Origin of the sequence: Thermocatellispora tengchongensis, assembly GCF_014202315.1 — a bacterium.
Lineage (GTDB): Bacteria > Actinomycetota > Actinomycetes > Streptosporangiales > Streptosporangiaceae > Thermocatellispora > Thermocatellispora tengchongensis.
In genome coordinates this window covers 179,991-201,205 of the sequence record NZ_JACHGN010000001.1, presented here as the reverse complement: position 1 = coordinate 201,205, position 21,215 = coordinate 179,991, and the positions used below count along the sequence as shown (strand labels likewise).

Genomic DNA, 21,215 nt, shown 5'->3' with positions numbered 1-21,215 from the left:
CAGCGGGTTACACGTCGAGGAACCGGACGTCCCTGGCGTTCCTGATGATGAAGGACCTTCTGGCCTCGACATCCTCGCCCATCAGGACGCTGAAGAGCTCGTCGGCCTGCGCCGCGTCGTCGAGGGTGACCTGCAGCAGCAGCCGGGTGTCGGGGTTCATCGTGGTGTCCCAGAGCTGGCTGGCGTTCATCTCGCCCAGACCCTTGAACCGCTGCACGTTGTCGCGGGGACGCGGGTCGGGCTTGCCGGCCTCGATGCCGGCCTGGATGATCGCGTCGCGCTCTCGGTCGGAGTAGGCGTACGACGCGTCGTCGCCGCGGCGGTCCCACTTGATCTTGTAGAGCGGGGGCTGGGACAGGTAGACGTGGCCGGCCTCGATCAGCGGGCGCATGAACCGGAACAGCAGCGTCAGCAGCAGCGTGGTGATGTGCTGGCCGTCCACGTCGGCGTCGGCCATCAGGATGATCTTGTGGTAGCGCAGCTTGGAGATGTCGAACTCGTCGTGCACTCCGGTGCCGAGCGCGGTGATCAGCGCCTGGACCTCGGCGTTCTTGAGCACCTTGTCGATCCGGGCCTTCTCCACATTGAGGATCTTGCCGCGGATCGGGAGGATCGCCTGGTACCTCGGGTCGCGGCCGCCCTTGGCCGAGCCGCCGGCGGAGTCGCCCTCGACGATGAACAGCTCGCACTTCGCGGGCTCGGTCCACTGGCAGTCGGCCAGCTTGCCGGGCAGGCCGGAGCCGGCCTCCAGCAGCGACTTGCGCCGGGTCAGGTCGCGCGCCTGGCGGGCGGCGATGCGGGCGCGGGACGCCTGCAGCGACTTGTTGATGATCTCCTTGGCCTCGCCGGGGTTGCGCTCGAACCAGTCGCGCAGGAAGTCGTTGCACGCCTTCTGGACGAACGACTTGGCCTCGGTGTTGCCCAGCTTGGTCTTGGTCTGGCCCTCGAACTGCGGGTCGGCCAGCTTCACCGAGATGATCGCGGTCAGGCCCTCGCGGACGTCCTCACCGGTGAGGTTGTCGTCCTTGCCCTCCTTGAGGAACTTCTGCTCCCGGGCGTAGCGGTTGACGATGGACGTCAGCGCCGCGCGGAAGCCCTCCTCGTGGGTGCCGCCCTCGGCCGTGTTGATCGTGTTGGCGAAGGTGTAGACCGACTCGGTGTAGGAGTTGTTCCACTGCATGGCGATCTCGACGGAGATGCCGTCGCCCTGCGCCTCGAAGTCGATGACCGTGTTGTGCACGGCCTCCTTCTTCGAGTTGATGTGCCGGACGAAGTCGGAGATGCCGCCCTCGTAGTGGTAGGTGACCACGCGCGGCTCGCCGTTGATGTACTCGGGCCGCTCGTCGCGGATCGTGATGGTCAGGCCCTTGTTCAGGAAGGCCATCTCCTGGAAGCGCCGCGAGAGGGTCTCGAAGTTCCAGGTGGTGGTCTCGAAGATGGACCCGTCGGCCCAGAAGGTGATGCTGGTACCGGTCTCGTCGGTGGGCTCGCCCTTGGCCAGCGGCGCGGTCGGCCGCGAGTGGTCGTACGACTGCCGCCACACGTGGCCGTCGGTGCGCACCTCGACCTCCAGCGCGGTGGACAGCGCGTTGACGACCGAGACGCCCACGCCGTGAAGACCGCCGGAGACCGCGTAGGACTTGCTGTCGAACTTGCCGCCGGCGTGCAGCGCCGTGAGGACGACCTCGACGGCGGAGCGGCCCTCGCCGGGCACGATGCCGACCGGGATGCCGCGGCCGTTGTCCACGACCCTGATCCCGTTGTCGGCGAGCAGCGTCACCTCGATGGTGTCGCAGAAGCCGGCCAGGGCCTCGTCGACCGAGTTGTCGACCACCTCGTACACCAGGTGGTGCAGGCCACGCTCGCCGGTCGAGCCGATGTACATACCCGGGCGCTTGCGGACCGCCTCAAGCCCTTCGAGTACGGTGATTGAGCTAGCGTCGTAGGACAAGTGCAAATCCTCCTGCCGCGGACACGCGGCCGAGGAGGCGTGTGCATGTGCGTCCCCTGCCGTGCCCGTCACCGTCGTGAGTGCCCCGATGCGCTCACCCAAGGGAATCGGCGTCAGGCCGCCGGGGTGACACGCAAGCGGACGTGTCCGGAATCGCTTTCCATTCTACCGGTCCTGAAGCCCCGAAGGGGCATTGACGGCCGCTGTGATGCCCTGTCCCGCGTTCACCCCTCGGTCAAGCATCCCCCCACGGGCGCGACGATCGTCGCCGCAGACGCCGCGCTGGCCGATTCGGACTCTCAGCGTCCGGCCGATCGCCGGTACGCCGCCGCGTCGCGCATGTGGCGGCTGTTGCGAACGGAGATGTCAGCCGTAGGTGTCACGCGGCCCCCGCGTGCCCTTCACCCGCAGCCCGCCCGACGGGCGCGGGCCGTTCTGCGGGCCGCGCACCTTCACCCGGCGCACCATGCCGTCGCCCAGCTCCTCGTTCAGCCGTCTGACCAGCGTCGGAGCGAGCAGACGCACCTGCGTGGCCCACGCGGTGGAGTCGGCGGAGACGACGACCTCGCCGTCGGCGAAGGTCTCGGGCCTGGTGTGCGCGGCCAGGTCGGGCCCGACGATCTCGGCCCAGCGGCCGAACACGCCGCCGACCGCGACCTCGCGCTCCCAGCCGCGGGCCGCCAGCAACTCGCGGATCGCCCGTCCGAAAAGCTGTGGATCGCCGGAGTCGCGGCGCCCGCCGGACGCCTTGCGGCGCGGCTCGGTGCGCGGCAGGCGCCCGCGCCGGGCGGCGTCGGCCTTCGCCTGGGCGAGCTTCTCGCGTGCCATCGCGGCCCCCCGCGCGGCCGCGCTCTGGGGCGTGGGTGTGATGTTTTCCACAGGACCGGCCGGCTGGGGACGGATGGGCGCCATCGGGTCCACAGCCGGACGCGGAGGCACCTGTGGACTCTGTGGACCGTGTGGACTCTGTGAACGCTGTGGACGGGGCTCGGGCTCAGGCGACACGGGTCACGCTCCCCTCCGAGACGTCGAATCGGGCCCCGGACAGCTCGGCGGGCACGTCCTCGGGTACCGCGGCGGTGATCAGCACCTGCTCGGCCGGCGCGACGATCTCGGCCAGCCGCCTGCGGCGCTGGGTGTCCAGCTCGGCGAAGACGTCGTCCAGGATCAGCACGGGGTCGGTGCCCTCGGCCCGCAGCAGCTCGTACGCCGCCAGCCGCAGCGCCAGCGCGAACGACCACGACTCGCCGTGGCTGGCGTAGCCCCGCGCGGGCAGGTCGCCGAGCCCCAGGAACAGCTCGTCGCGGTGCGGCCCGACGAGCGTCACGCCCCGCTCCAGCTCCGCCTGGCGCACCTCCAGCAGACGCGCCCGCAGCCGTTCCGCGAGGGCGTCGCGATCGGTCACCGCAGGAGTTATCCCCAGGGAACGGGACTCTGTGGACAACCCCGTAGACACGCCCCCACCGGCGCTCACATCGGATTCGGTATCCCCACCTGTGGACAACGTGCTGCGGTAGGACAGGGTCGCCGCGCCCGAGCCGGGGGCCAGCGCGGCGTACGCCTCGGCCGCCAGCGGGCGCAGCGCCTCGACGAGTTCCAGCCGCGCCCCGAGCAGCTCCGCGCCGTACCTGGCGAGCTGGGCGTCCCAGACCTCAAGGGTGCTCAGCACGTCGCCGGCGCCGGCCGCCGCGAACGCGGCCTCGCTCTCGGCGCGGCGCGGGCCGCCCCGCCCGCGCCGCGCCAGCGCCGCCGTGCGCAGCAGCGCGCCCCGCTGCTTGAGCACCCGGTCGTAGTCGGCCCGCACCCCGGCGAACCGCGGCGCCCGCGCCACCAGCAGGTCGTCCAGGAAGCGCCGCCGCTCGGACGGGTCGCCCTTGACCAGCGCGAGGTCCTCGGGCGCGAACAGCACCGTGCGCAGCAGGCCCAGCACGTCGCGCGGGCGGGGGACCGGGGAGCGGTTCAGCCGGGCGCGGTTGGCCCGGCCCGGGTTGATCTCCAGCTCGACCAGGGCCCGCCGGTCGTCCTTGACCACGGCCGCGCGGATGATCGCCCGCGTGGCGCCGTGGCGGACGAGGGGGGCGTCGCCGGCGACGCGGTGGCTGGACAGCGTGGCCACGTAGCCCAGCGCCTCGACCAGGTTGGTCTTGCCCTGCCCGTTGGGGCCCACGAACGCCGTCACGCCGGGCTCCAGGTCGAGCTCGACGGACTCGTAGGACCGGAAATCGGCCAGCGACAGGTGGGCGACGTGCACCCAGGAAGGTTACCGAGCCTCAGGACTCACCGTCGTCACACCCGTGCCGCCGGGTATGTCACGACTCCGGAACGCTCAGGAGACCTCGCGCGGCGGCGCGACGTCGGCGCCGGGGGAGTCGGCGCCCTTGGCGTGGGCGCCCTCCTTGGAGGCGACGGCGTGGCCGCCGAACTGGTTGCGCAGCGCGGCGACGACCTTCATCGCGGGGGAGTCGGGCTGGCGGGAGGCGAAGCGCGCGTACAGGGCCGAGGTGATCACCGGGAGCGGCACGGCGTGCTCGACCGCGGCCTGGACGGTCCACCGGCCCTCGCCGGAGTCCTGGGCGTAGCCCTGGAGGTCGGACAGGTCGGGGTCCTCGTTCAGCGCCCGCACGAACAGGTCGAGCAGCCAGGAGCGGATCACCGTGCCATGGCGCCAGCTCGCGAACGTGCCGGGCACGTCCTTGACGACGTCGGCGGCCTCCAGCAGCTCCCAGCCCTCGGCGAAGGCCTGCATCATGCCGTACTCGATGCCGTTGTGCACCATCTTGGCGAAGTGGCCCGCGCCGACGTCGCCCGCGTGCACGAACCCGTCGCCCTCGGGCTTGAGGGTCTCGAAGACCGGCCACAGGCGGCGGATGTCGCCCTCGGACCCGCCGGCCATCAGCGCGTAGCCGTTCTCCAGCCCCCACACGCCGCCGCTGACGCCCACGTCGACGAAGCCGATGCCCTTCTCGGCGAGCTGGGCGCCGTGCTTCTGGTCGTCCACGTAGTGGGAGTTGCCGCCGTCGATGACGAGGTCGCCCTCGGACAGCAGCTCGCCGAGCTGCTCGATCGTGGCGTGGGTCGGCGGGCCCGCGGGCACCATGACCCACACCGTGCGGGGGGCGGCCAGGCTGTCCACAAGGTCCTTCAGGCTGGGGACGTCGCTGACCTCCGGGTTGCGGTCGTAGCCGACGACCTCGTGGCCGCCGCGGCGCAGGCGCTCGGCCATGTTGCCGCCCATCTTGCCGAGCCCGACCATGCCGATCTGCATGAGAGCCCCCCTCATCCTCGGTTTCGCCCCGGCCGCACAGCCACACGGCCTTCCCGGTGGGTGGCGCGTCAAACCGACCGGCGCCGGCCGTGCGGGCTCGCTCCCCCCGCGGGAGATCCTAGCCGGTACGCACGCCGCCCAGCGGGGGTTCACCCGCGATCAGCTCGACAGGCGGATCGGCATGATCAGGTAGCGGTAGTCGGGCACCGTGCCGGTGTCGGCGGGCTTGCCGCCGGTGAGGATGGCCGGCTTGGTGGCGGTGGTGAACTGCAGCCGCGCGACGTCGGAGTCGATCGCGCCCAGGCCCTCCAGCAGGAACTGGTGGTTGAAGGCGATGTTGATCTCGTCGCCGTCGAACTCGACCGGAAGCACCTCGACCGCCTGGGCCTCGTCGCCGCTGCCGGCCTCCAGCACGACCTCCTCGCCGCGGAAGGACAGCCGCACCGGAGTGTTGCGCTCGGCGACCAGGGCCACGCGCTTGACCGCCTCGACGAAGGGCCCGGTGGCCAGGTCGGCGCGGGCGGAGAACTCGGTGGGCAGCAGCGAGCGGTACTTGGGGAACTCCGGATCGAGCAGGCGGGTGGTGGTGCGCCGGCCGCCGCTGGAGAACCCGATCATGCCCTCGCCGGTGCCGCCGGTGGAGCTGAGCGCGATCTCGACCTCAGCGCCGGTGGTGAGCGACTTGGCGGTGTCGGCGAGGGTCTTGCCGGGGATCATCGCGATGGCGGAGATGTCGGGCTGGTCGGGCTGCCACTTCAGCTCGCGCACGGCGAGGCGGTAGCGGTCGGTGGCGGCGAGGGTCACCATGTCGCCCTCGATCTCCATGCGCACGCCGGTCAGCATCGGCAGCGTGTCGTCCTTGCCCGCGGCGGTGGCGACCTGGGCGACGGCGGAGGCGAACACGTCGCTGCCGACCCGGCCCGCGGCCGGCGGCATCGCGGGGAGGGTCGGGTAGTCCTCGACCGGCATGGTCAGCAGCGTGAACCGGGCGCTGCCGCAGGTGACCACGGCCTTGGCGCCGTCGATGACGAAGTCCACAGGCTGTGCGGGGAGAGCGCGGGTGATCTCGGCGAGGAGGCGGCCGGAGACGAGCACGACGCCGGGCTCGCCCGTCTGCAGCTCCAGCGTGACCTCGGCGGAGACCTCGTAGTCGAAGCCGGAGAGCTTGAGCTGGTGGTCCTCGGTGACCTCCAGCCGCATGCCGGCCAGCACCGGCACGGACGGGCGCGCGGGGAGGCTGCGCGCCGTCCACGCGACGGCCTCGGCGAGTACGTCTCGATCGACCCGGAACATCACGGGGATCGCCTCCTGTTGGTTCGGCTCTCGTCGGGGTTCAAGTGTTCACCCTCCCGGACCCTGGCTGGGAGGGAACCCCTCTATGGGTTTTTGATTTCTTGGAGAGAGACATAGGGAGTCATCTCATTAGGGGGTGTGGATACTGTGGGTAACCATCGTTTCCGCAGGTCAGCCCCGGTTTTTCTATCCACTGGCACTGTGGGTGACGCCTGTTGGAAACTTGTTCGGCTGGGGATGACCGAGAGTTGCCCACAGTCCATCCCCAGATGGCGGGGTCGTCATCCACCGGTTCTCCACAAGGTTTCAACAGGTTATCCACCGGGTACGTGTCCGTTTTGCGGACCCGAAGGTAAAGAGTTCACAGCCCTTCCCCAGGTTCTCCACAAGTTATCAACAGGTTGTGCACAGGGTTGTACACAGAGTTATCCCCAGCCTCTGACCAGCCTTTCCCGGCGTCTCCCCGCCTCTGATGATCGTCGCGAGCGCCGGAGCCCCGTGTACACCGGCCGATCGGCTCCGTCCACATCGATCCACAGCGTTATCCACAGGCTGTGCACAGCCATAAATGACGACAAGTCGTGTATTGCCGGGATCAGTCGTTGCGCGACTGCTGCTTGATCCTGCCGGTGAGCTCGTTCACCTGGTTGTAGATCGAGCGCCGTTCCGCCATCAGCGAGCGGATCTTGCGGTCGGCGTGCATGACCGTGGTGTGGTCACGCCCGCCGAACTGGGCCCCGATCTTGGGCAGCGACATGTCGGTCAGCTCGCGGCACAGGTACATCGCGATCTGCCGGGCCGTCACCAGCACCCGCGAGCGCGAGCCGCCGCACAGGTCGTCGATCGAGATCCCGAAGTACGCCGCCGTCTGCGCCATGATCATCGCGACCGTGATCTCCGGCCCGGAGTCCTCGGTGATCAGGTCCTTCAGCACCACCTCGGCGAGCTGGAGGTCCACCGACTGCCGGTTCAGGCTGGCGAACGCGGTCACCCGGATCAGCGCGCCCTCCAGCTCGCGGATGTTGGTGGAGATCCGCGAGGCGATGTACTCCAGCACATCGCCCGGCGCGGCCAGCCCCTCCTGGATCGCCTTCTTGCGCAGGATCGCGATCCGGGTCTCCAGCTCGGGCGGCTGGACGTCGGTGATCAGGCCCCACTCGAACCGGTTGCGCAGCCGGTCCTCCAGCGTGACGAGCTGCTTGGGCGCCCGGTCGCTGGAGATGACGATCTGCTTGTTCGCGTTGTGCAGGGTGTTGAAGGTGTGGAAGAACTCCTCCTGGGTCTGCTCCTTGCCCTCCAGGAACTGGATGTCGTCCACCAGGAGGATGTCCACAGCCCGGTAGCGGCTGCGGAAGCCGTCGGCCTTGTGGTCGCGGATGCTGTTGATGAAGTCGTTGGTGAACTCCTCCGAGCTCACGTAGCGCACCCGCGCGCCGTCGTACAGGCTCTGGGCGTAGTGGCCGATCGCGTGCAGCAGGTGCGTCTTGCCCAGCCCCGAGTCGCCGTAGATGAACAGCGGGTTGTACGCCTTGGCCGGCGCCTCCGCGACCGCGACCGCCGCCGCGTGCGCGAAGCGGTTGCTGGAGCCGATGACGAAGGTCTCGAAGGTGTACTTCGGGTTCAGCCGCGCGGGCTCCCCCGGCCGGGCGCCGCGCCCGTCCCACCGGTTCTGCCCGGCCTGCGGCGGCGGCGCGCCGTGGGGGGCCGCCGGGCTCGGCGCCGGACGGTCCTGCCGGTCGGCGCCCTGCCCCTCGCCGGGCCCGGCCACCTGGGCGGCGCCCTTGCCGTCGCCGAACAGGGCGGACGCGTCGAAGCTCAGCGTGGGGGCGTCGAGCGAGGGATCGGAGAAGTCGGGCGAGCCCTGCCGCGCCTCGCCGTACGGGACGGGCCGCCCCGCCTGCTGGCCGTCGCCGCCGCGCTCGGGGGCGCCGGCGTACTGGCCTTCGTATTGGCCTTCGTATTGGCCGTCGTACTGGCCTTCGTACTGACCGTCGTACTGATCGCCCCCGTACGCCTGGTGCCGCGCGTCGCCGTACGGGGCGCCGGGCACCACCGTGCCGGGGAGCACCACGCCCTGCCCGGGAGGCGCGCGATGCCGCCCGCCCTCCGCCGGGGCGCCGTCCTGGGAGCCGGGCAGAAAGGGCTGGGCTCCGTCCTCTCCCCCATAGGGATACGAACCGGGCCGATGCCCGCCGCCCTGTGGATGATGCTGTGGATACTCGGTGGACAACGCCGGGTGACCGGCGCCGTGCGGGTAGCCCTGCTGGCCGCCCGACCCCGCTCCCACCTGGGGAGATGCGGGTTGTCCATAGTCAGGCTGCGGGCCGCCGTGCTGGGGATAGCCCGATCCGGGAAGCTGGGGATACGTCTCGGCGGGGCGCGGCCCGCTCTCCTCCGGGCCGGCGGCGATCGGATCGACCATGACCGCGACCCGCATGGGGTGGCCGAACTCCTGCGACAGCGCGTGCGCGATCAGCGGCCGGAGCTTGCTCTCCAGCACGTCCTTGGCGAAGTCGTTGGGGGCGGCCAGCACGACGGTGTCGTTGACCAGGCCGAGGGGGCGGGTCATGGCGAGCCAGGCCCGGTGCTGCATCGGGACGCTGCTGTTGAGAAAGTTCTCCAGCGACCGGCTCCACACCGCGCCGAGTTCCACAGCGTCCATGGTCCGGCTGCCCTCCTTCCTGCCGCGGCCCCCCGCGATCGTTCATCCACACCCGGCCTCGCCCGCTGCCCTGCGGCGGTGCCGGATACCCCTCGTAGCCGCTCGTATCCACAACCTGGTCGCCGCGGGTTCTCCACCGGAGATCCACAGCCCATCCACATCGTGTGCACAGCCTGCGGGGTCGGTTGCAGGCACAGTCCACAAGCATCGGAGGGAAGGTCCGGAGGGCCGACAGTAGCCGTGTGCACATCCGTGTTCAAGACGTTGTCCACAGCCTAGTGGCAGGTCGGGGGAGGCTGTGTGCACATCCTGTGGATGACGGGACCGGAGTGGAGAAGCCGCATGTGGACCCGTGGACAACCCGCCTGTGGATTAGTGGATAACCCCGCGCCGGGCCGGCCTCCGGTTTGACCTGGAAGGGGCGCGCCCCGTAACGTACGACGGTCGGCTTGTGTTGTGACGGCTATTTCGCATGCCCTCGCGCAAGCGCAGGCCATTCACGTGAGCCGACAGCCAGCCCTGTGAATGAAGCGAAGCGTCCGCGTCCGGCGAGACGCGACCGAAGCCTGGAGCCCACTCGTGAGCAAGCGTACTTTCCAGCCGAACAACCGTCGCCGCGCGAAGACCCACGGCTTCCGGCTGCGCATGCGCACCCGCGCGGGCCGCGCGATCCTGGCCTCCCGCCGCCGTAAGGGCCGCGAGAAGCTGTCGGCCTGACGGCCCCCACCGCCGGATCAGGAAGCCGAGTCCGTCGCCCGTCCGCCACCGCCCCCGGCAGGTGCGGCGGGCGATGGCCGTACCTGCCGGGGTTTTTCCGAGAGGTCCATTCCGTGTTGCCGTCCGGATCCCGAATGCGGCGGGGCGACGAGTTCGCCGCCGCGATCCGGCGGGGGAACCGCGCCGGCCGCCCCACGCTGGTCGCGCACCTTCAGGTGCGCGAGGACGTCGCCGAGCCGCCGCTGGTGGGTTTCGTGGTGAGCCGCGCCGTCGGCGGCGCGGTGGTGCGCAACCGGGTGAAACGCCGCTTGCGACACCTGATGCGCGACCGTCTGCACCGCCTTCCGCGGGGTAGCCTGCTGGTTGTACGCGCCAACCCACCGGCCGCGTCCGCGCGAAGCGAGCACCTCGCCGCCGAACTCGACGTCGCGCTGGATCGTTTACTCAGGCGGCGAGGGCCTGACCACCAGGCCCGGACGGATGGACGAGTATGACCGAGCAGTCGAGCCGGGAGCGACCCAGCACCCCGCGCCCGTGGCACCGCGGCACGCCGCACCCCGCCGCGGGCGGGCGGCGCCACCGCGGCACGCGTACCGAAAGGGCGTGCGCGGGGCGTGACGGGCGTGCGGGGCGCCGACACATGCCACGGGCGCGATCATGAGCGCGGTGCGGCACACCCCCGTCGCGGAGACCGGCTCCGGCCCGGCGGCCCGCGTCCTGCTGGCCTTGATCCGCTTCTACCGTGCCTTCATCGGCCCGCTTCTCGGGCCCAGGTGCCGGTTCTATCCCTCGTGCAGCGCGTACGGGCTGGAGGCGATCACCGTACACGGCGCACTGCGCGGCTCATGGCTGACGATCCGGCGAATCGGGCGTTGCCACCCCTTCCATCCCGGAGGAGTCGATCCCGTCCCTCCGCGCCCGATCCGACCCCTCGATAAGCAAGGGAGCTAGCTCGGTGGAGCTGTCCTGGCTGAATTGGCTCTACACGGCCGTCGCACACGTCATCACCTGGATCCACCAGGGCTACAGCACCTTCCTGCCGAAAGACAGCGGGATCAACTGGGCGTTGACCATCATCACGCTCACCGTGCTCATGCGGTTGCTGATCTTCCCCCTGTTCATGAAGCAGATGCGCTCCTCGCGCAAGATGCAGGAGCTCGCCCCCAAGGTTCAAGAGCTGCGCAAGAGATACAAGAACGACAAGCAGCGCATGAACCAGGAGGTCATGCGGCTCTACCAGGAAGCGGGCGCCAACCCCCTGGGCGGCTGCCTCCCGATCGTGGCCCAGTTCCCGATCTTCATCGCGATGTTCACCGTGCTGAACGCCATGGCCCACGGCGAGCCCAAGTTCAGCATGACCCAGGAACTCGTGAACAGCGCCCGCGCCGCGCACATCTTCGGCGCGCCGATCCCCGCCACGTTCTTCACCTCCGACGGCGACATCGTGGCCCTGGGCGCCCAGCCGATCATGACCAAGGTCGTGCTGGCCATCTTCGTCGCGGTCAGCTCGCTGACGACGTTCCTCACCGTCCGGCAGAGCGTCACCCGGTCCATGGCGCAGATGCCCGACAACCCCATGGCGCAGCAGCAGAAGATCCTGATGTACATCTCGCCGCTGTTCGCCGTGTTCAGCCTGAACTTCCCGCTCGGCCTGATCCTGTACTGGGTGACCACCAACGTGTGGACGCTGGGCCAGCAGCACTGGTTCTACAGCCGTCACCCCATGCCCAAGTTCGACGCCAAGGGCAACATGATCCAGCCCGAGCCCAAGCCGGGCCTGCTGAGCAGGGTCGTACGGAAGGCGAAGCCGGAGGCCGAGCCGCAGGACGCGCCGCCCCCGCCGCCGCCCGCCCCCAAGATGCAGCGCCGCCAGCCCACCAGGCAGCCGCGCAGCAAGCGGACGGGCACCAAGAAGTCGTAGACCATGCCGGGTCGGACGCGACCCGACACCACCGAAGGAGAGGCCGGACGTGACCGAGACCGAGCAGGAGACGGTGCAAGCCGCCCCCGATCTCGCGGCACTTGAGCAGGAAGGCGAGATCGCGGCGGACTACATCGAGGGTCTGCTTGACATCGCCGACATCGACGGCGACATCGACATGGACGTCGAGGGCGACCGCGCCGTGGTCTCCGTCGTCGACGTCAAGGGGGGCGACCTGGTGGGCCCCAACGGCGAGACCCTGGAAGCCCTCCAGGAGCTCACCCGCCTGGCCGTCCACCGCCAGACCGGCGAGCGCTCCCGTCTGATGCTCGACGTTGGCGGCTTCCGCGAGAAGCGCCGCGCCGAGCTGAGCAAGCTCGGCGCCAAGATCGCAGAAGACGTCAAGCGGTCGGGGGAGCCCAAGCCGCTCCAGCCCATGACCCCCTTCGAGCGCAAGATCGTCCACGACGCGGTGGCCGCCGCCGGCCTCCGCAGCGAGTCGGAGGGCGAGGAACCCCGCCGGTACGTGGTGGTCCTGCCCGCCTGACCCGTTCCCGGCCTTCCTGGCTTTTCTGGCTTTTGGTGTTCCCCCTCAATCGGTCGCCCGCTGCATGCCGGCGACCGATTTAGCATTTCCGGCCCGGCCGCGAAACCGCCCTGTGTTCGGAGGAACCGACGGGTGGGCGTTAGCCTTGGAGTGATCTAGGTGAGTGCTGAGGTACGGGGCCGCGCGAAGCGGGTCCGTACCGTGCCGGACGATAGGCTCGGGCGAGTCGAGTGAGTGGAGATCCGGGGCGCACCCCGCGCCCGCGCGCAGGAGTACGGCCGGAAGCCGCGGCCCGTACGCGGGCGAGGGAGAACGTGACCGAATGATCAGCGAGCGGGCGGATGGCGGCAGTGGAGCGATACCCGGCGGAGGTGGCGCGGTGAGCGACGAGCTCCCGGCCGCGCCGGCCGTGGCCCGCGAGGTCTTCGCCGGGGAGGCGTGGGACCAGGCCCAGGCGTACGCCGCCATGCTGGCCGGACCCGCCGTCGTGCGCGGGCTGCTCGGCCCGCGCGAGGTCCCCCGGATCTGGGACCGGCACCTGCTCAACTGCGCGGTGGTCGCCGAGGCGATCCCGCCCGGCGTGAGCCTGGTGGACATCGGCTCGGGCGCCGGGCTCCCCGGGCTCGTGCTCGCCATCGTCCGGCCGGACATCTCGGTGACGCTGCTCGAACCGCTCCTGCGCAGGACCGTCTTCCTGGAGGAGTGCGTGGACACGCTGAAGCTGGAGAACGTCGAGGTGCTGCGCGGCCGGGCCGAGGAGCTGGCGGGCAAGCGGGTGTTCGACGTGGCGAGCGCGCGGGCCGTGGCCCCGCTCGACCGGCTGCTCGCGTGGTCGATGCCGCTGTTGCGCGAGGGCGGCGAGCTGCTGGCGATGAAGGGGGAGCGGGCGGCCGAGGAGCTGGAGGGCGCGCAGGCCCAATTGCACGCCACCGGAGCCAGAACGGCCGAGCTTGTTTCGGTCGGGCACGGTAAGGTCGAGCCGCCTGCAACTCTCGTCCGGGTGGTCGCCGGTCGCCCGCCCGCGCGAGCACGGCAGGCTTCGCGGCGCCGACGGAAGAGGTGACGGTCTTGCCGGGAACGGCTCGCGGCCTGGGCTGGCCGGACACGCACACCGTCGTGAACGCCGGACGTCCCTCCGGCCTGGGCTGGCCGGCCGACACGGAGGGACGGTCCTCGGCCTCCACTCCCCCCGCGACCGACGTACCGGTGGCGAACTCGCCGGAGCCGGCCACTTCCTCCCCGGCCGCGCCGCGCCCGACGCCGCCGGACGCGCCCGGGGTGATGGCCGGCGCGGGCGAGGCGAGCACGCCCGCCGCGCCGGTTGAAAGGACGACGACCGTGACCCAGACCCCGCTTAACCCCGGCGATTCGCCGCTGGTACGAGAGGCACTCAGCTCAGTGGTTTCACGTGAAACATCGGCTCCGACGACTACGTCCGCGCCTTCCACGGAGGGAACCTCCCGGAGGGATAACGGGGATTGGCCACGTCCGCCCAAATGCCGGGTCATCACCGTGGCCAATCAGAAGGGTGGCGTCGGCAAGACGACCACCTCGGTGAACCTCGCCGCCGCGCTGTCGATGCACGGCCAGCGGGTGCTGGTCGTCGATCTCGACCCCCAGGGCAACGCGTCCACCGCGCTCGCCACCGAGCACCGCGGAGACGTGCCCGACGTGTACCAGGTCCTGGTGGACGACCTGCCGCTGGCGGAGATCGTCAAGCAGGTGCCGGACATGCCGAACCTGTACTGCGCCCCCGCGACGATCGACCTCGCCGGCGCCGAGATCGAGCTGGTGTCCATGGTGGCCCGCGAGGCCCGGCTGCGCCGCGCGCTGACCGCCTTCGACGCCATGGAACTCGACTACATCCTGATCGACTGCCCGCCCTCGCTCGGGCTGCTCACCGTGAACGCGCTCGTGGCCGCGGACGAGCTGCTGATCCCGATCCAGTGCGAGTACTACGCGCTGGAGGGCCTCGGCCAGCTCCTGCGCAACGTGGACCTGGTCCGCGTCCACCTGAACCCGAACCTCAACCTGTCCACGATCCTGCTCACCATGTACGACGGCAGGACCCGCCTCGCGTCGCAGGTCGCCGACGAGGTGCGCGCGCATTTCGGGCAGACCGTGCTCAACACCGTCATCCCGCGCAGCGTCCGGGTGTCCGAGGCGCCGAGCTACGGCCAGTCGGTGATGACGTACGACCCGGGGTCGAGCGGCGCGATGGCGTACATGGACGCCGCGCGCGAGATCGCCTTCCGCGGCGCAGAGGTCTGAGCCGCCCCCTCGCCACCGGCCAGGCCGCGAGCGGGCGGCCTGGCCGGTGGCACATGGCGAAAGCGCGATATCACCCATGATTCGGGCGACCCGGAGTGCTTTGCGGCGTGGTACGCGCGTTCGCGGCGGTAACCTCTCGATGGAGTGGCCGGTGGCGGCCGGGCGGATGAGGAGATTCAGTGAGTCAGCAGCGGCGCGGACTGGGCAAGGGGCTCGGGGCACTCATCCCGACCGGCCCGATCGTCGATGGCACGGGGAGCGTGCCCCCGGCCACGGGCACCACGGGGACGATCGCCACGGAGTCCGGCCGGGCCGTACGCGGCGACGCCGCTGCGAGCGCGGCCCCCGGCCCCGCTCCGGTGCCGGGCGCGTACTTCCAGGAGATCCCGGTCGACGCGATCACGCCGAACCCGAGGCAGCCCCGCGAGATCTTCGACCAGGAGGCGCTCAGGGAACTGGCCGACTCCATCAAGGAGGTGGGCCTGCTCCAGCCGATCGTGGTACGGGTCGCGGGCCCGAAGCAGTTCGAGCTCATCATGGGGGAGCGGCGCTGGCGCGCCTCCAAGATGGCCGGCCTGTCGGAGATCCCGGCGATCGTCCGCAACACGCAGGACAACGAGATGCTGCGCGACGCGCTCATCGAGAACCTCCAGCGCGAGCAGCTCAACCCGCTCGAAGAGGCCGCCGCGTACCAGCAACTCCTCGACGACTTCGGCGCCACCCACGAGCAACTCGCCCAGCGCATCGGCCGCTCCCGCCCCCACATCAGCAACACCCTGCGCCTCCTCAAGCTCCCGCCCGAGGTGCAAAAGCGCGTGGCGGCCGGCCTGATCAGCGCCGGCCACGCCAAGGCGCTGCTCTCCCTGGACAACCCGGCGGCCCAGGAGCAACTGGCCAAGCGCATCGTCGCCGAAGGTCTCTCCGTACGCACCGTCGAAGAGATCGTCGCCATCGGCGACGCCAAGGCGGGCCCGGCCCCCCGCGAACGCGCCCCCAAGAAGCCCACCGCCCCTGGCCTCCGCCACCTGGCCGACCGCCTCTCCGACCACTTCGAAACCAAGGTGAAGGTCGACCTCGGCCGCCGCAAGGGCCGCATCGTCGTGGAGTTCGCGACGATCGACGACCTGGAACGCATCATCGGCACCATGGCCCCGGAGGCGGTGACCTCCATGCACATGGAGGAGTGACCCCTCTCGTCCCGCCCAGCCTGGTGAGGGCGCTGTTCCACGTGGAACAGCGCCCTCACCGTTCCACGTGAAACACGCCTCCGCGCCCTCTTCACGCCCTCTTCGGGTCGGCATACGCGCCAGTCCGGGGTACACGGCCCAACGCCGAGGCCGCCGCGGCCCCGTCGTGGTGCAGCGAGGTGGCGGCCGTGGCCCTGTCGTGGTGCAGTGAGGTGGCGGCTGTGGCCCGTCATGGTCCAGCGCCGTGGCCGCCATGGTCCCGTTGTGGTGCAGCGAGGTGACGGCCGTGGCCCTGTCGTGGTGCAGCGAGGTGGCGGCTGTGGCCCGTCATGGTCCAGCGCCGTGGCCGCCATGGTCCCGTTGTGGTGCAGCGAGGTGACGGCCGTGGCCCGTCATGGTCCAGCGCCGTGGCCGCCATGGTCCCGTTGTCGTGCAGCGAGGTGGCGGCCGTAGCCCTGTTGTGGTCCCGTGGCCCCGTCGTGGCTCAGCGCCGCAGCCGCCGTCGCCCCGTCGTGGTCCAGCGAGGTGGCCGCTGCGGCCCTCTCGATCATGATCGCGCCTCCGGCTGCTTACCCGCCTTCTTGTTGTGGCGGGGCGGGTTGATCGTCGTCCTAGCCTTGACCGCCGTCCTGGCTGTCACCTCCGGCTCGCATCGCTTTGCTGTCACCGTCACCGCCACCGCCACCGGCGCTGGCCTCGGCGCTCCCGCTGCGGCCCCCACGATCACGATCGCGCCTCCGGCTGCTCACTCGCCCCCTGTCGCGGCGGGGCCGGTTGATCGCCGTCCCGGCCCTGACCGCCGTCCTGATGGTCACCTTCCGGCTCGCATCGCCCTGCTGCCCCCGCCACCGGCGCCAGCCCTGGCCCCGGCTCTCCCGCTGTGGCCCCTCACGATCACGACCGCCCCTCCGGCTGCTTACCCGCCTCCGGCTGCGGCGGGGCCGGTTGATCACCGTCCCGGTCCTGACCGCCCTCCCGGCCGTCACCTCCCCGGGGCCCTCGTCGCCCTGCTGCCCCCGCCACCGGCGCCAGCCCTGGCCCCGGCTCTCCCGCTGTGGCCCCTCACGATCACGATCGCCCCTCCGGCTACTCACTCGCCCCCTGCCACGGCGGGGCCGGTTGATCGTCGTCCTGGCCCGGACCACTGCCCTGGCCGTTGGCCCCTGGCCCTCATTGCCCTGCTCCTCCCGCTACCGGCCCCCGCCTACCCGTTCCCCGATCATTCCCGCCTGTCGGGGCGGGGCCGGGCGATCGCCTTCCCGGCCCGGACCACCATCCTGGCCGTCACCCTCCGGCTCGCATCGCTCTGCTGCTCCCGCCACCGGCCCCGGCTCTCCCGCCACCATCCCGCCTGTCGCGGCGGGGCCTGCTGATCGTCGTTCGGGCCCTGGCCGCCGCCCAGGCTGTCACCTCCCCGCCCCTCATCGCCCTGTTCCTCCCGCCGCCGGCCCTCGCCCTCACCCACCCATTCCCCTATCTTCCGTGTCCTGCCTCCACCCCGGCGTGCGTATCGCGCGCTCACTTCGCCCGTGCGTGGTCCGCGCCCGCCTCGGCCGTGCGTGTCGCGCGCCCATCCATGCCTCCGTCTCCCGCGCTCACCCTGGCCGTCCACCTTCCGCCTCCACCCTGGCCGTTCGCGTCCCGCCCTCACCCCCACTCCCTTCGCATCCCCACCCGCGAGCCGCGGGATCGCTGCCAAGAGCAGGCGGGCGACCGATTCGTGGGAGGGGTAGGCGCTGCCGCGCGTTCTGGGGCGGCGGAGCCTCGGGCGCATACCGTCGGGTGTTGTTTCGGGTCGGCTGGGGCTGGGGTCGGGCGGCGTCCGCTTGTCCACTCCTCCCGGTTGGGGTGTACAGCGGCAACGTGGCTCGCCGGGGGAGCCTAGGATGAGAAGATTCCAGGTCCCACGAGGAGGTTGATCATGTCGTTCCCGCCGCCCGGCATGGTTCTCGGCGACGCTTCGGCGTGCACTTCCTCGCGGGAGGCTGCCGCAGGCTGATCCACCGCGACGAAGTGCTCTTCATGGCCATCACTGGTTCGATCATGAGGAGCCTGAGTGTCCGAGATCTGCTGGATCGAAGACGGCGAAGCCCGGTCCGCTCGGTGGCGTTCCGCGAACGGCTCGGCGCCGCCCGGCCGGGTGGTCGTCGCCGACGACCGGATCAGCGCCGATCGCGCCTACCGGTTCGTCCGTGAGGGTGTCGCGTTGTTGTGGCGGGGCGACTACCACAACGCTCGCCTGCTGCTGAGTGCCGTGGCGCGCCGCGTCGAGCGCCGTTCGCGTGGGGGTGATGTCCGGGCGCTGCCGGGCGCGTTCCATGCGCAGCGCGAGGCACGCTCCCGGCAGGCCACCCTGCTGGGCAGGCTGCTGGTGCCGCTCGATCAGGACTATTCCGTTCCGCTGCGGCGCGCACCGGACGTGCGGGTGGCGTGCGCCGAGGTCTACGGCCCGGCGGCGGGGCCGTCGGTGGTCTCGCTTCGCGAGCTGCTGGGCATCGTGGGCGCGCACGAGTGGCGGAGGAAGGGCGTCGAGGTTCCCGCGCTGGGCGGGCGCATCCATCCGCACTACGGTGTCTTCTCGCCGGTCCGGGGCGAGTACGTCGACCTGGTGGCGCGGGCGCCGCTCGTCTCGCGTTCCCGGGCGTTCGACATCGGGACCGGAACCGGGGTGCTCGCCGCGGTTCTCGCGCGCAGGGGAGTCGAGCGCGTCGTGGCGACCGATCGGGACCCGCGGGCCGTGGCCTGCGCGCGTGACAATCTCCGGCGGCTGGGGCTCGCGGAGCGGGTCGAGGTGATGCGGGTGGACGTCTTCCCGCCCGGACGCGCGCCGCTCGTCGTGTGCAATCCGCCGTGGATTCCGGCCGAGCCCGTCTCACCCCTCGATCACGCGGTCTACGACCCCGGCGGTCGCATGCTGCGCGGCTTCCTCGACGGTCTCTCGGCGCATCTGGAACCGGACGGGGAGGGCTGGCTGATCCTGTCGGATCTGGCCGAGCGTCTCATGCTGCGGACCCGCGCCGAGCTGCTGGCCGGGTTCGCGGCCGCGGGACTGCGGGTCCTGGGCCGGCTGGAGACGCGGGCGAGGCATCCGCGTGCGCGGGAGGAGACCGACGCACTCCACGCGGCCCGTGCTGCCGAGGTCACTTCCCTGTGGCGGCTCGGCCGGGTCTGATGCGGGGCGGCCTCCCGTTGTGAATGTCTCCGTCGTCAGGTAGTGGCGGCCGGGGTGGTGATGTGGGAGGTCTTGGCTTTCGGCGAGGTTTCACGTGGAACAGTGGCTCAGGGGAGAAGCGCCTTGTGGATGTCGGCGATGAAGTCGTCCACGTGCTCGGGGGTCGTGTCGAAGGCGGTCATCCAGCGGACCACGCCGGTTGTGTGGTCCCAGACGTGGAAGGCGTACTTCTGGCGCAACGTCGTGATCGCCTGTTCCGGGAGGGCGGCGAAGACGGCGTTGGACTCGACGGGGTACTCGATCGTCAGGCCGGGGAGGTCGCGGACGCCCTCGGCGAGGCGGAGGGCCATGGCGTTGGCGTGGGCGGCGTTGGTGCGCCAGAGGTCGTCGGTGAGGAGGGCGGAGAGCTGGGCGGAGATGAAGCGCATCTTGGAGGCCAGTTGCAGGGACTGGCGGCGCAGGATGGGGAAGTCGGCGGCGAGTGAGGGGGTGAGCATGATGACGGCCTCGGCGGCCAGGGCGCCGTTCTTGGTGCCGCCGAAGCTGAGGACGTCCACGCCGGCGTCGGTGGTGAAGGCGCGGAGGGGGCAGCCGAGGTACGCGCCGGCGTTGGCGAGGCGGGCGCCGTCCATGTGCAGGAGGAGGCCGTGGGCGTGGGCCGTCTCGGCCAGGGCGGCGACCTCGCCGGGGGTGTAGCAGGTGCCCAGCTCGGTCACCTGGGAGATGGAGACCACGCGTGGGGGCGGGAAGTTGAAGTCGCCGGGGGTGTGCAGGCGGGCCTTGATGTCCTCGGGGCGCAGCTTGCCGTCGGGGGTGGGGACGGTGATGAGCTTGGCGCCGAGGAGGCGTTCGGTGGCGCCGGCCTCGCCGGTGACGATGTGCGCGGTCTCCGGGCAGATGATGGCGTCGAAGCGGCGGCGCAGGGTGGGCTCCAGGGCGAGCATGTTGGCGCCGGACCCGTTGAGCACGGCGAAGCCGAGGGCGTGCTCGCCGAAGGTCTCCCGCACGTGCTCCTCGAACGCGCGGGTCCAGTCGTCGTCGCCGTACGCCGAGGCGTCGCCGACGTTGGCGGCGGTCACGGCGGCGAGCACGGCCGGGTGGACCCCACTGTGGTTGTCGCTGGCGAAGCTCTTGGGATATCCGGAATCCATCAGCACCCCGCCAGGCTACGCCGTCAGCCGGCGGGATGATCCGCCGATCTGGTGGCGGCCTGTTCCAGGAGGGAACGGCACAGGGTGCCGAGGTCGCGGCCCGCCGCCTCGGCGGCCATGGGCAGGAGGCTGGTCTCGGTCATGCCGGGGGCCACGTTCACCTCCAGGAAGTGCGGGTGGCCGCCGGCGTCCACGATCAGATCGGTACGGCTGATGTCGCGCAGGCCGAGCGCGGTGTGCGCGGTCACGGCCATCTCGGCGCAGGCGGCGGCGACCTCGGGGGAGAGCCGGGCCGGCGCGAAGAACTCGGTGTGCCCGGCCGTGTAGCGGGCGGCATAGTCGTACACGCCCTTGTCGGGGACGATCTCGACCGCGGGCAGCGCCACCGGGCCGTCGCCCAGGTCGATCACCGAGACCGCGACCTCGACGCCCTCGACGTACTTCTCGATCAGGGCGGTGTCGCCGTACGCGAAGCAGCCGACCATCGCGGCCGGCAGATCCTCGGCGGTGGCGACCATGGACGCGCCGAGCGCCGAGCCGCCGCGGGCGGGCTTGACGAACAGGGGGAGGCCGAGGCTGTCCACGATCCGGGCCAGCACCGCGGACGCGCCGAGGTCGTGGAAGGTCTCCTTGGGCAGGGTGACCGACTCGGGGGTGCGCAGGCCGACCGAGCGTACGACGGCCTTGGCGGTGGGCTTGTCGAAGGCGACCCGGCAGGCGTCGGGGCCGGCGCCGACGTACGGGACGTCGAGGAGTTCGAGCACCGAGCGGATCGCGCCGTCCTCACCGGCGCCGCCGTGCAGCGTGACGAAGACCGCGTCCGGCGGGTCGGCGAGCACGGAGGGGACCAGGGAGGAGTCGGTGTCGCGCGTCTCCACGTCGATGCCGAGCGCGCGCAGCACCTCGCTGACCCGGCGCCCGGATCGCAGGGAGACCTCCCGCTCGTACGACAGTCCGCCGGCCAGAACCAGCACGTGGCCGAGATCGCTCATCGGGCGGTCCCTCTCTCCTCAACTACTCGTGGCGTATTAAAGGCCGACGCCCTGCACCTTAGTGGAGGAACAGGGCGTCGGCCGAT

17 protein-coding genes are annotated in these 21,215 nt (G+C 71.0%); 9 read left to right on the top strand and 8 right to left on the bottom strand.

Annotated elements, in window-relative coordinates:
- Positions 1-7 precede the first annotated feature (7 nt).
- From gyrB to dnaA, 6 genes are all read right to left on the bottom strand, one after another.
- The gene (gene gyrB / locus HNP84_RS00910; protein WP_185047381.1) at positions 8-1,951 is read right to left on the bottom strand and encodes a DNA topoisomerase (ATP-hydrolyzing) subunit B; all 1,944 of its coding nucleotides are present in this window, start codon (positions 1,949-1,951) and stop codon (positions 8-10) included.
- Positions 1,952-2,317: 366 nt separating this feature from the next.
- The gene (locus HNP84_RS00905) at positions 2,318-2,779 is read right to left on the bottom strand and encodes a DciA family protein (RefSeq protein WP_185047380.1); all 462 of its coding nucleotides are present in this window, start codon (positions 2,777-2,779) and stop codon (positions 2,318-2,320) included.
- A 166-nt stretch (positions 2,780-2,945) separates the two neighbouring features.
- Entirely contained in the window at positions 2,946-4,202 is a 1,257-nt protein-coding gene (gene recF / locus HNP84_RS00900) for a DNA replication/repair protein RecF (protein WP_185047379.1), read from the bottom strand.
- A gap of 75 nt (positions 4,203-4,277) precedes the next feature.
- On the bottom strand, positions 4,278-5,216 hold the full coding sequence (gnd, locus tag HNP84_RS00895) for a phosphogluconate dehydrogenase (NAD(+)-dependent, decarboxylating) (RefSeq protein WP_185047378.1): 939 nt from the start codon (positions 5,214-5,216) through the stop codon (positions 4,278-4,280).
- 159 nt (positions 5,217-5,375) lie between these two features.
- Positions 5,376-6,512: a DNA polymerase III subunit beta gene (gene dnaN / locus HNP84_RS00890; protein WP_185047377.1), complete on the bottom strand. Its 1,137-nt coding sequence runs from the start codon at positions 6,510-6,512 to the stop codon at positions 5,376-5,378.
- A 592-nt stretch (positions 6,513-7,104) separates the two neighbouring features.
- Complete coding sequence (gene dnaA, locus HNP84_RS00885; RefSeq protein ID WP_185047376.1) at positions 7,105-9,171, bottom strand: chromosomal replication initiator protein DnaA; 2,067 nt, start codon at positions 9,169-9,171, stop codon at positions 7,105-7,107.
- Between the two features lie 579 nt (positions 9,172-9,750).
- On the opposite strand from dnaA, the gene rpmH reads away from it, so the two are divergent.
- From rpmH to HNP84_RS00840, 9 genes are all read left to right on the top strand, one after another.
- A complete protein-coding gene (gene rpmH / locus HNP84_RS00880) occupies positions 9,751-9,888 on the top strand; it encodes a 50S ribosomal protein L34 (protein ID WP_020547366.1) in 138 nt (45 codons plus the stop codon).
- Between the two features lie 113 nt (positions 9,889-10,001).
- Positions 10,002-10,382, top strand: a complete 381-nt coding sequence (gene rnpA, locus HNP84_RS00875; RefSeq protein WP_185047375.1) for a ribonuclease P protein component — start codon at positions 10,002-10,004, stop codon at positions 10,380-10,382.
- Between the two features lie 163 nt (positions 10,383-10,545).
- Complete coding sequence (gene yidD / locus HNP84_RS00870; RefSeq protein WP_185047374.1) at positions 10,546-10,839, top strand: membrane protein insertion efficiency factor YidD; 294 nt, start codon at positions 10,546-10,548, stop codon at positions 10,837-10,839.
- A 4-nt stretch (positions 10,840-10,843) separates the two neighbouring features.
- The gene (gene yidC, locus HNP84_RS00865; RefSeq protein WP_185047373.1) at positions 10,844-11,809 is read left to right on the top strand and encodes a membrane protein insertase YidC; all 966 of its coding nucleotides are present in this window, start codon (positions 10,844-10,846) and stop codon (positions 11,807-11,809) included.
- A gap of 49 nt (positions 11,810-11,858) precedes the next feature.
- Positions 11,859-12,356, top strand: coding sequence for a Jag family protein (locus HNP84_RS00860; RefSeq protein ID WP_185047372.1), 498 nt, complete (start codon positions 11,859-11,861; stop codon positions 12,354-12,356).
- Positions 12,357-12,735: 379 nt separating this feature from the next.
- On the top strand, positions 12,736-13,419 hold the full coding sequence (gene rsmG, locus HNP84_RS00855) for a 16S rRNA (guanine(527)-N(7))-methyltransferase RsmG (RefSeq protein WP_312923303.1): 684 nt from the start codon (positions 12,736-12,738) through the stop codon (positions 13,417-13,419).
- Positions 13,420-13,637: 218 nt separating this feature from the next.
- Entirely contained in the window at positions 13,638-14,627 is a 990-nt protein-coding gene (locus tag HNP84_RS00850; protein ID WP_246517736.1) for a ParA family protein, read from the top strand.
- Between the two features lie 179 nt (positions 14,628-14,806).
- Positions 14,807-15,814: a ParB/RepB/Spo0J family partition protein gene (locus tag HNP84_RS00845; RefSeq protein ID WP_185047370.1), complete on the top strand. Its 1,008-nt coding sequence runs from the start codon at positions 14,807-14,809 to the stop codon at positions 15,812-15,814.
- Positions 15,815-17,870: 2,056 nt separating this feature from the next.
- Entirely contained in the window at positions 17,871-18,986 is a 1,116-nt protein-coding gene (locus tag HNP84_RS00840) for a methyltransferase (protein WP_185047369.1), read from the top strand.
- 107 nt (positions 18,987-19,093) lie between these two features.
- On the opposite strand, the gene HNP84_RS00835 is transcribed toward HNP84_RS00840, so the two are convergent.
- The gene (locus tag HNP84_RS00835) at positions 19,094-20,137 is read right to left on the bottom strand and encodes a threonine aldolase family protein (protein ID WP_185047833.1); all 1,044 of its coding nucleotides are present in this window, start codon (positions 20,135-20,137) and stop codon (positions 19,094-19,096) included.
- A 23-nt stretch (positions 20,138-20,160) separates the two neighbouring features.
- Positions 20,161-21,129, bottom strand: a complete 969-nt coding sequence (locus tag HNP84_RS00830) for a D-alanine--D-alanine ligase family protein (protein WP_185047368.1) — start codon at positions 21,127-21,129, stop codon at positions 20,161-20,163.
- Between the last annotated feature and the right edge of the window lie 86 nt (positions 21,130-21,215).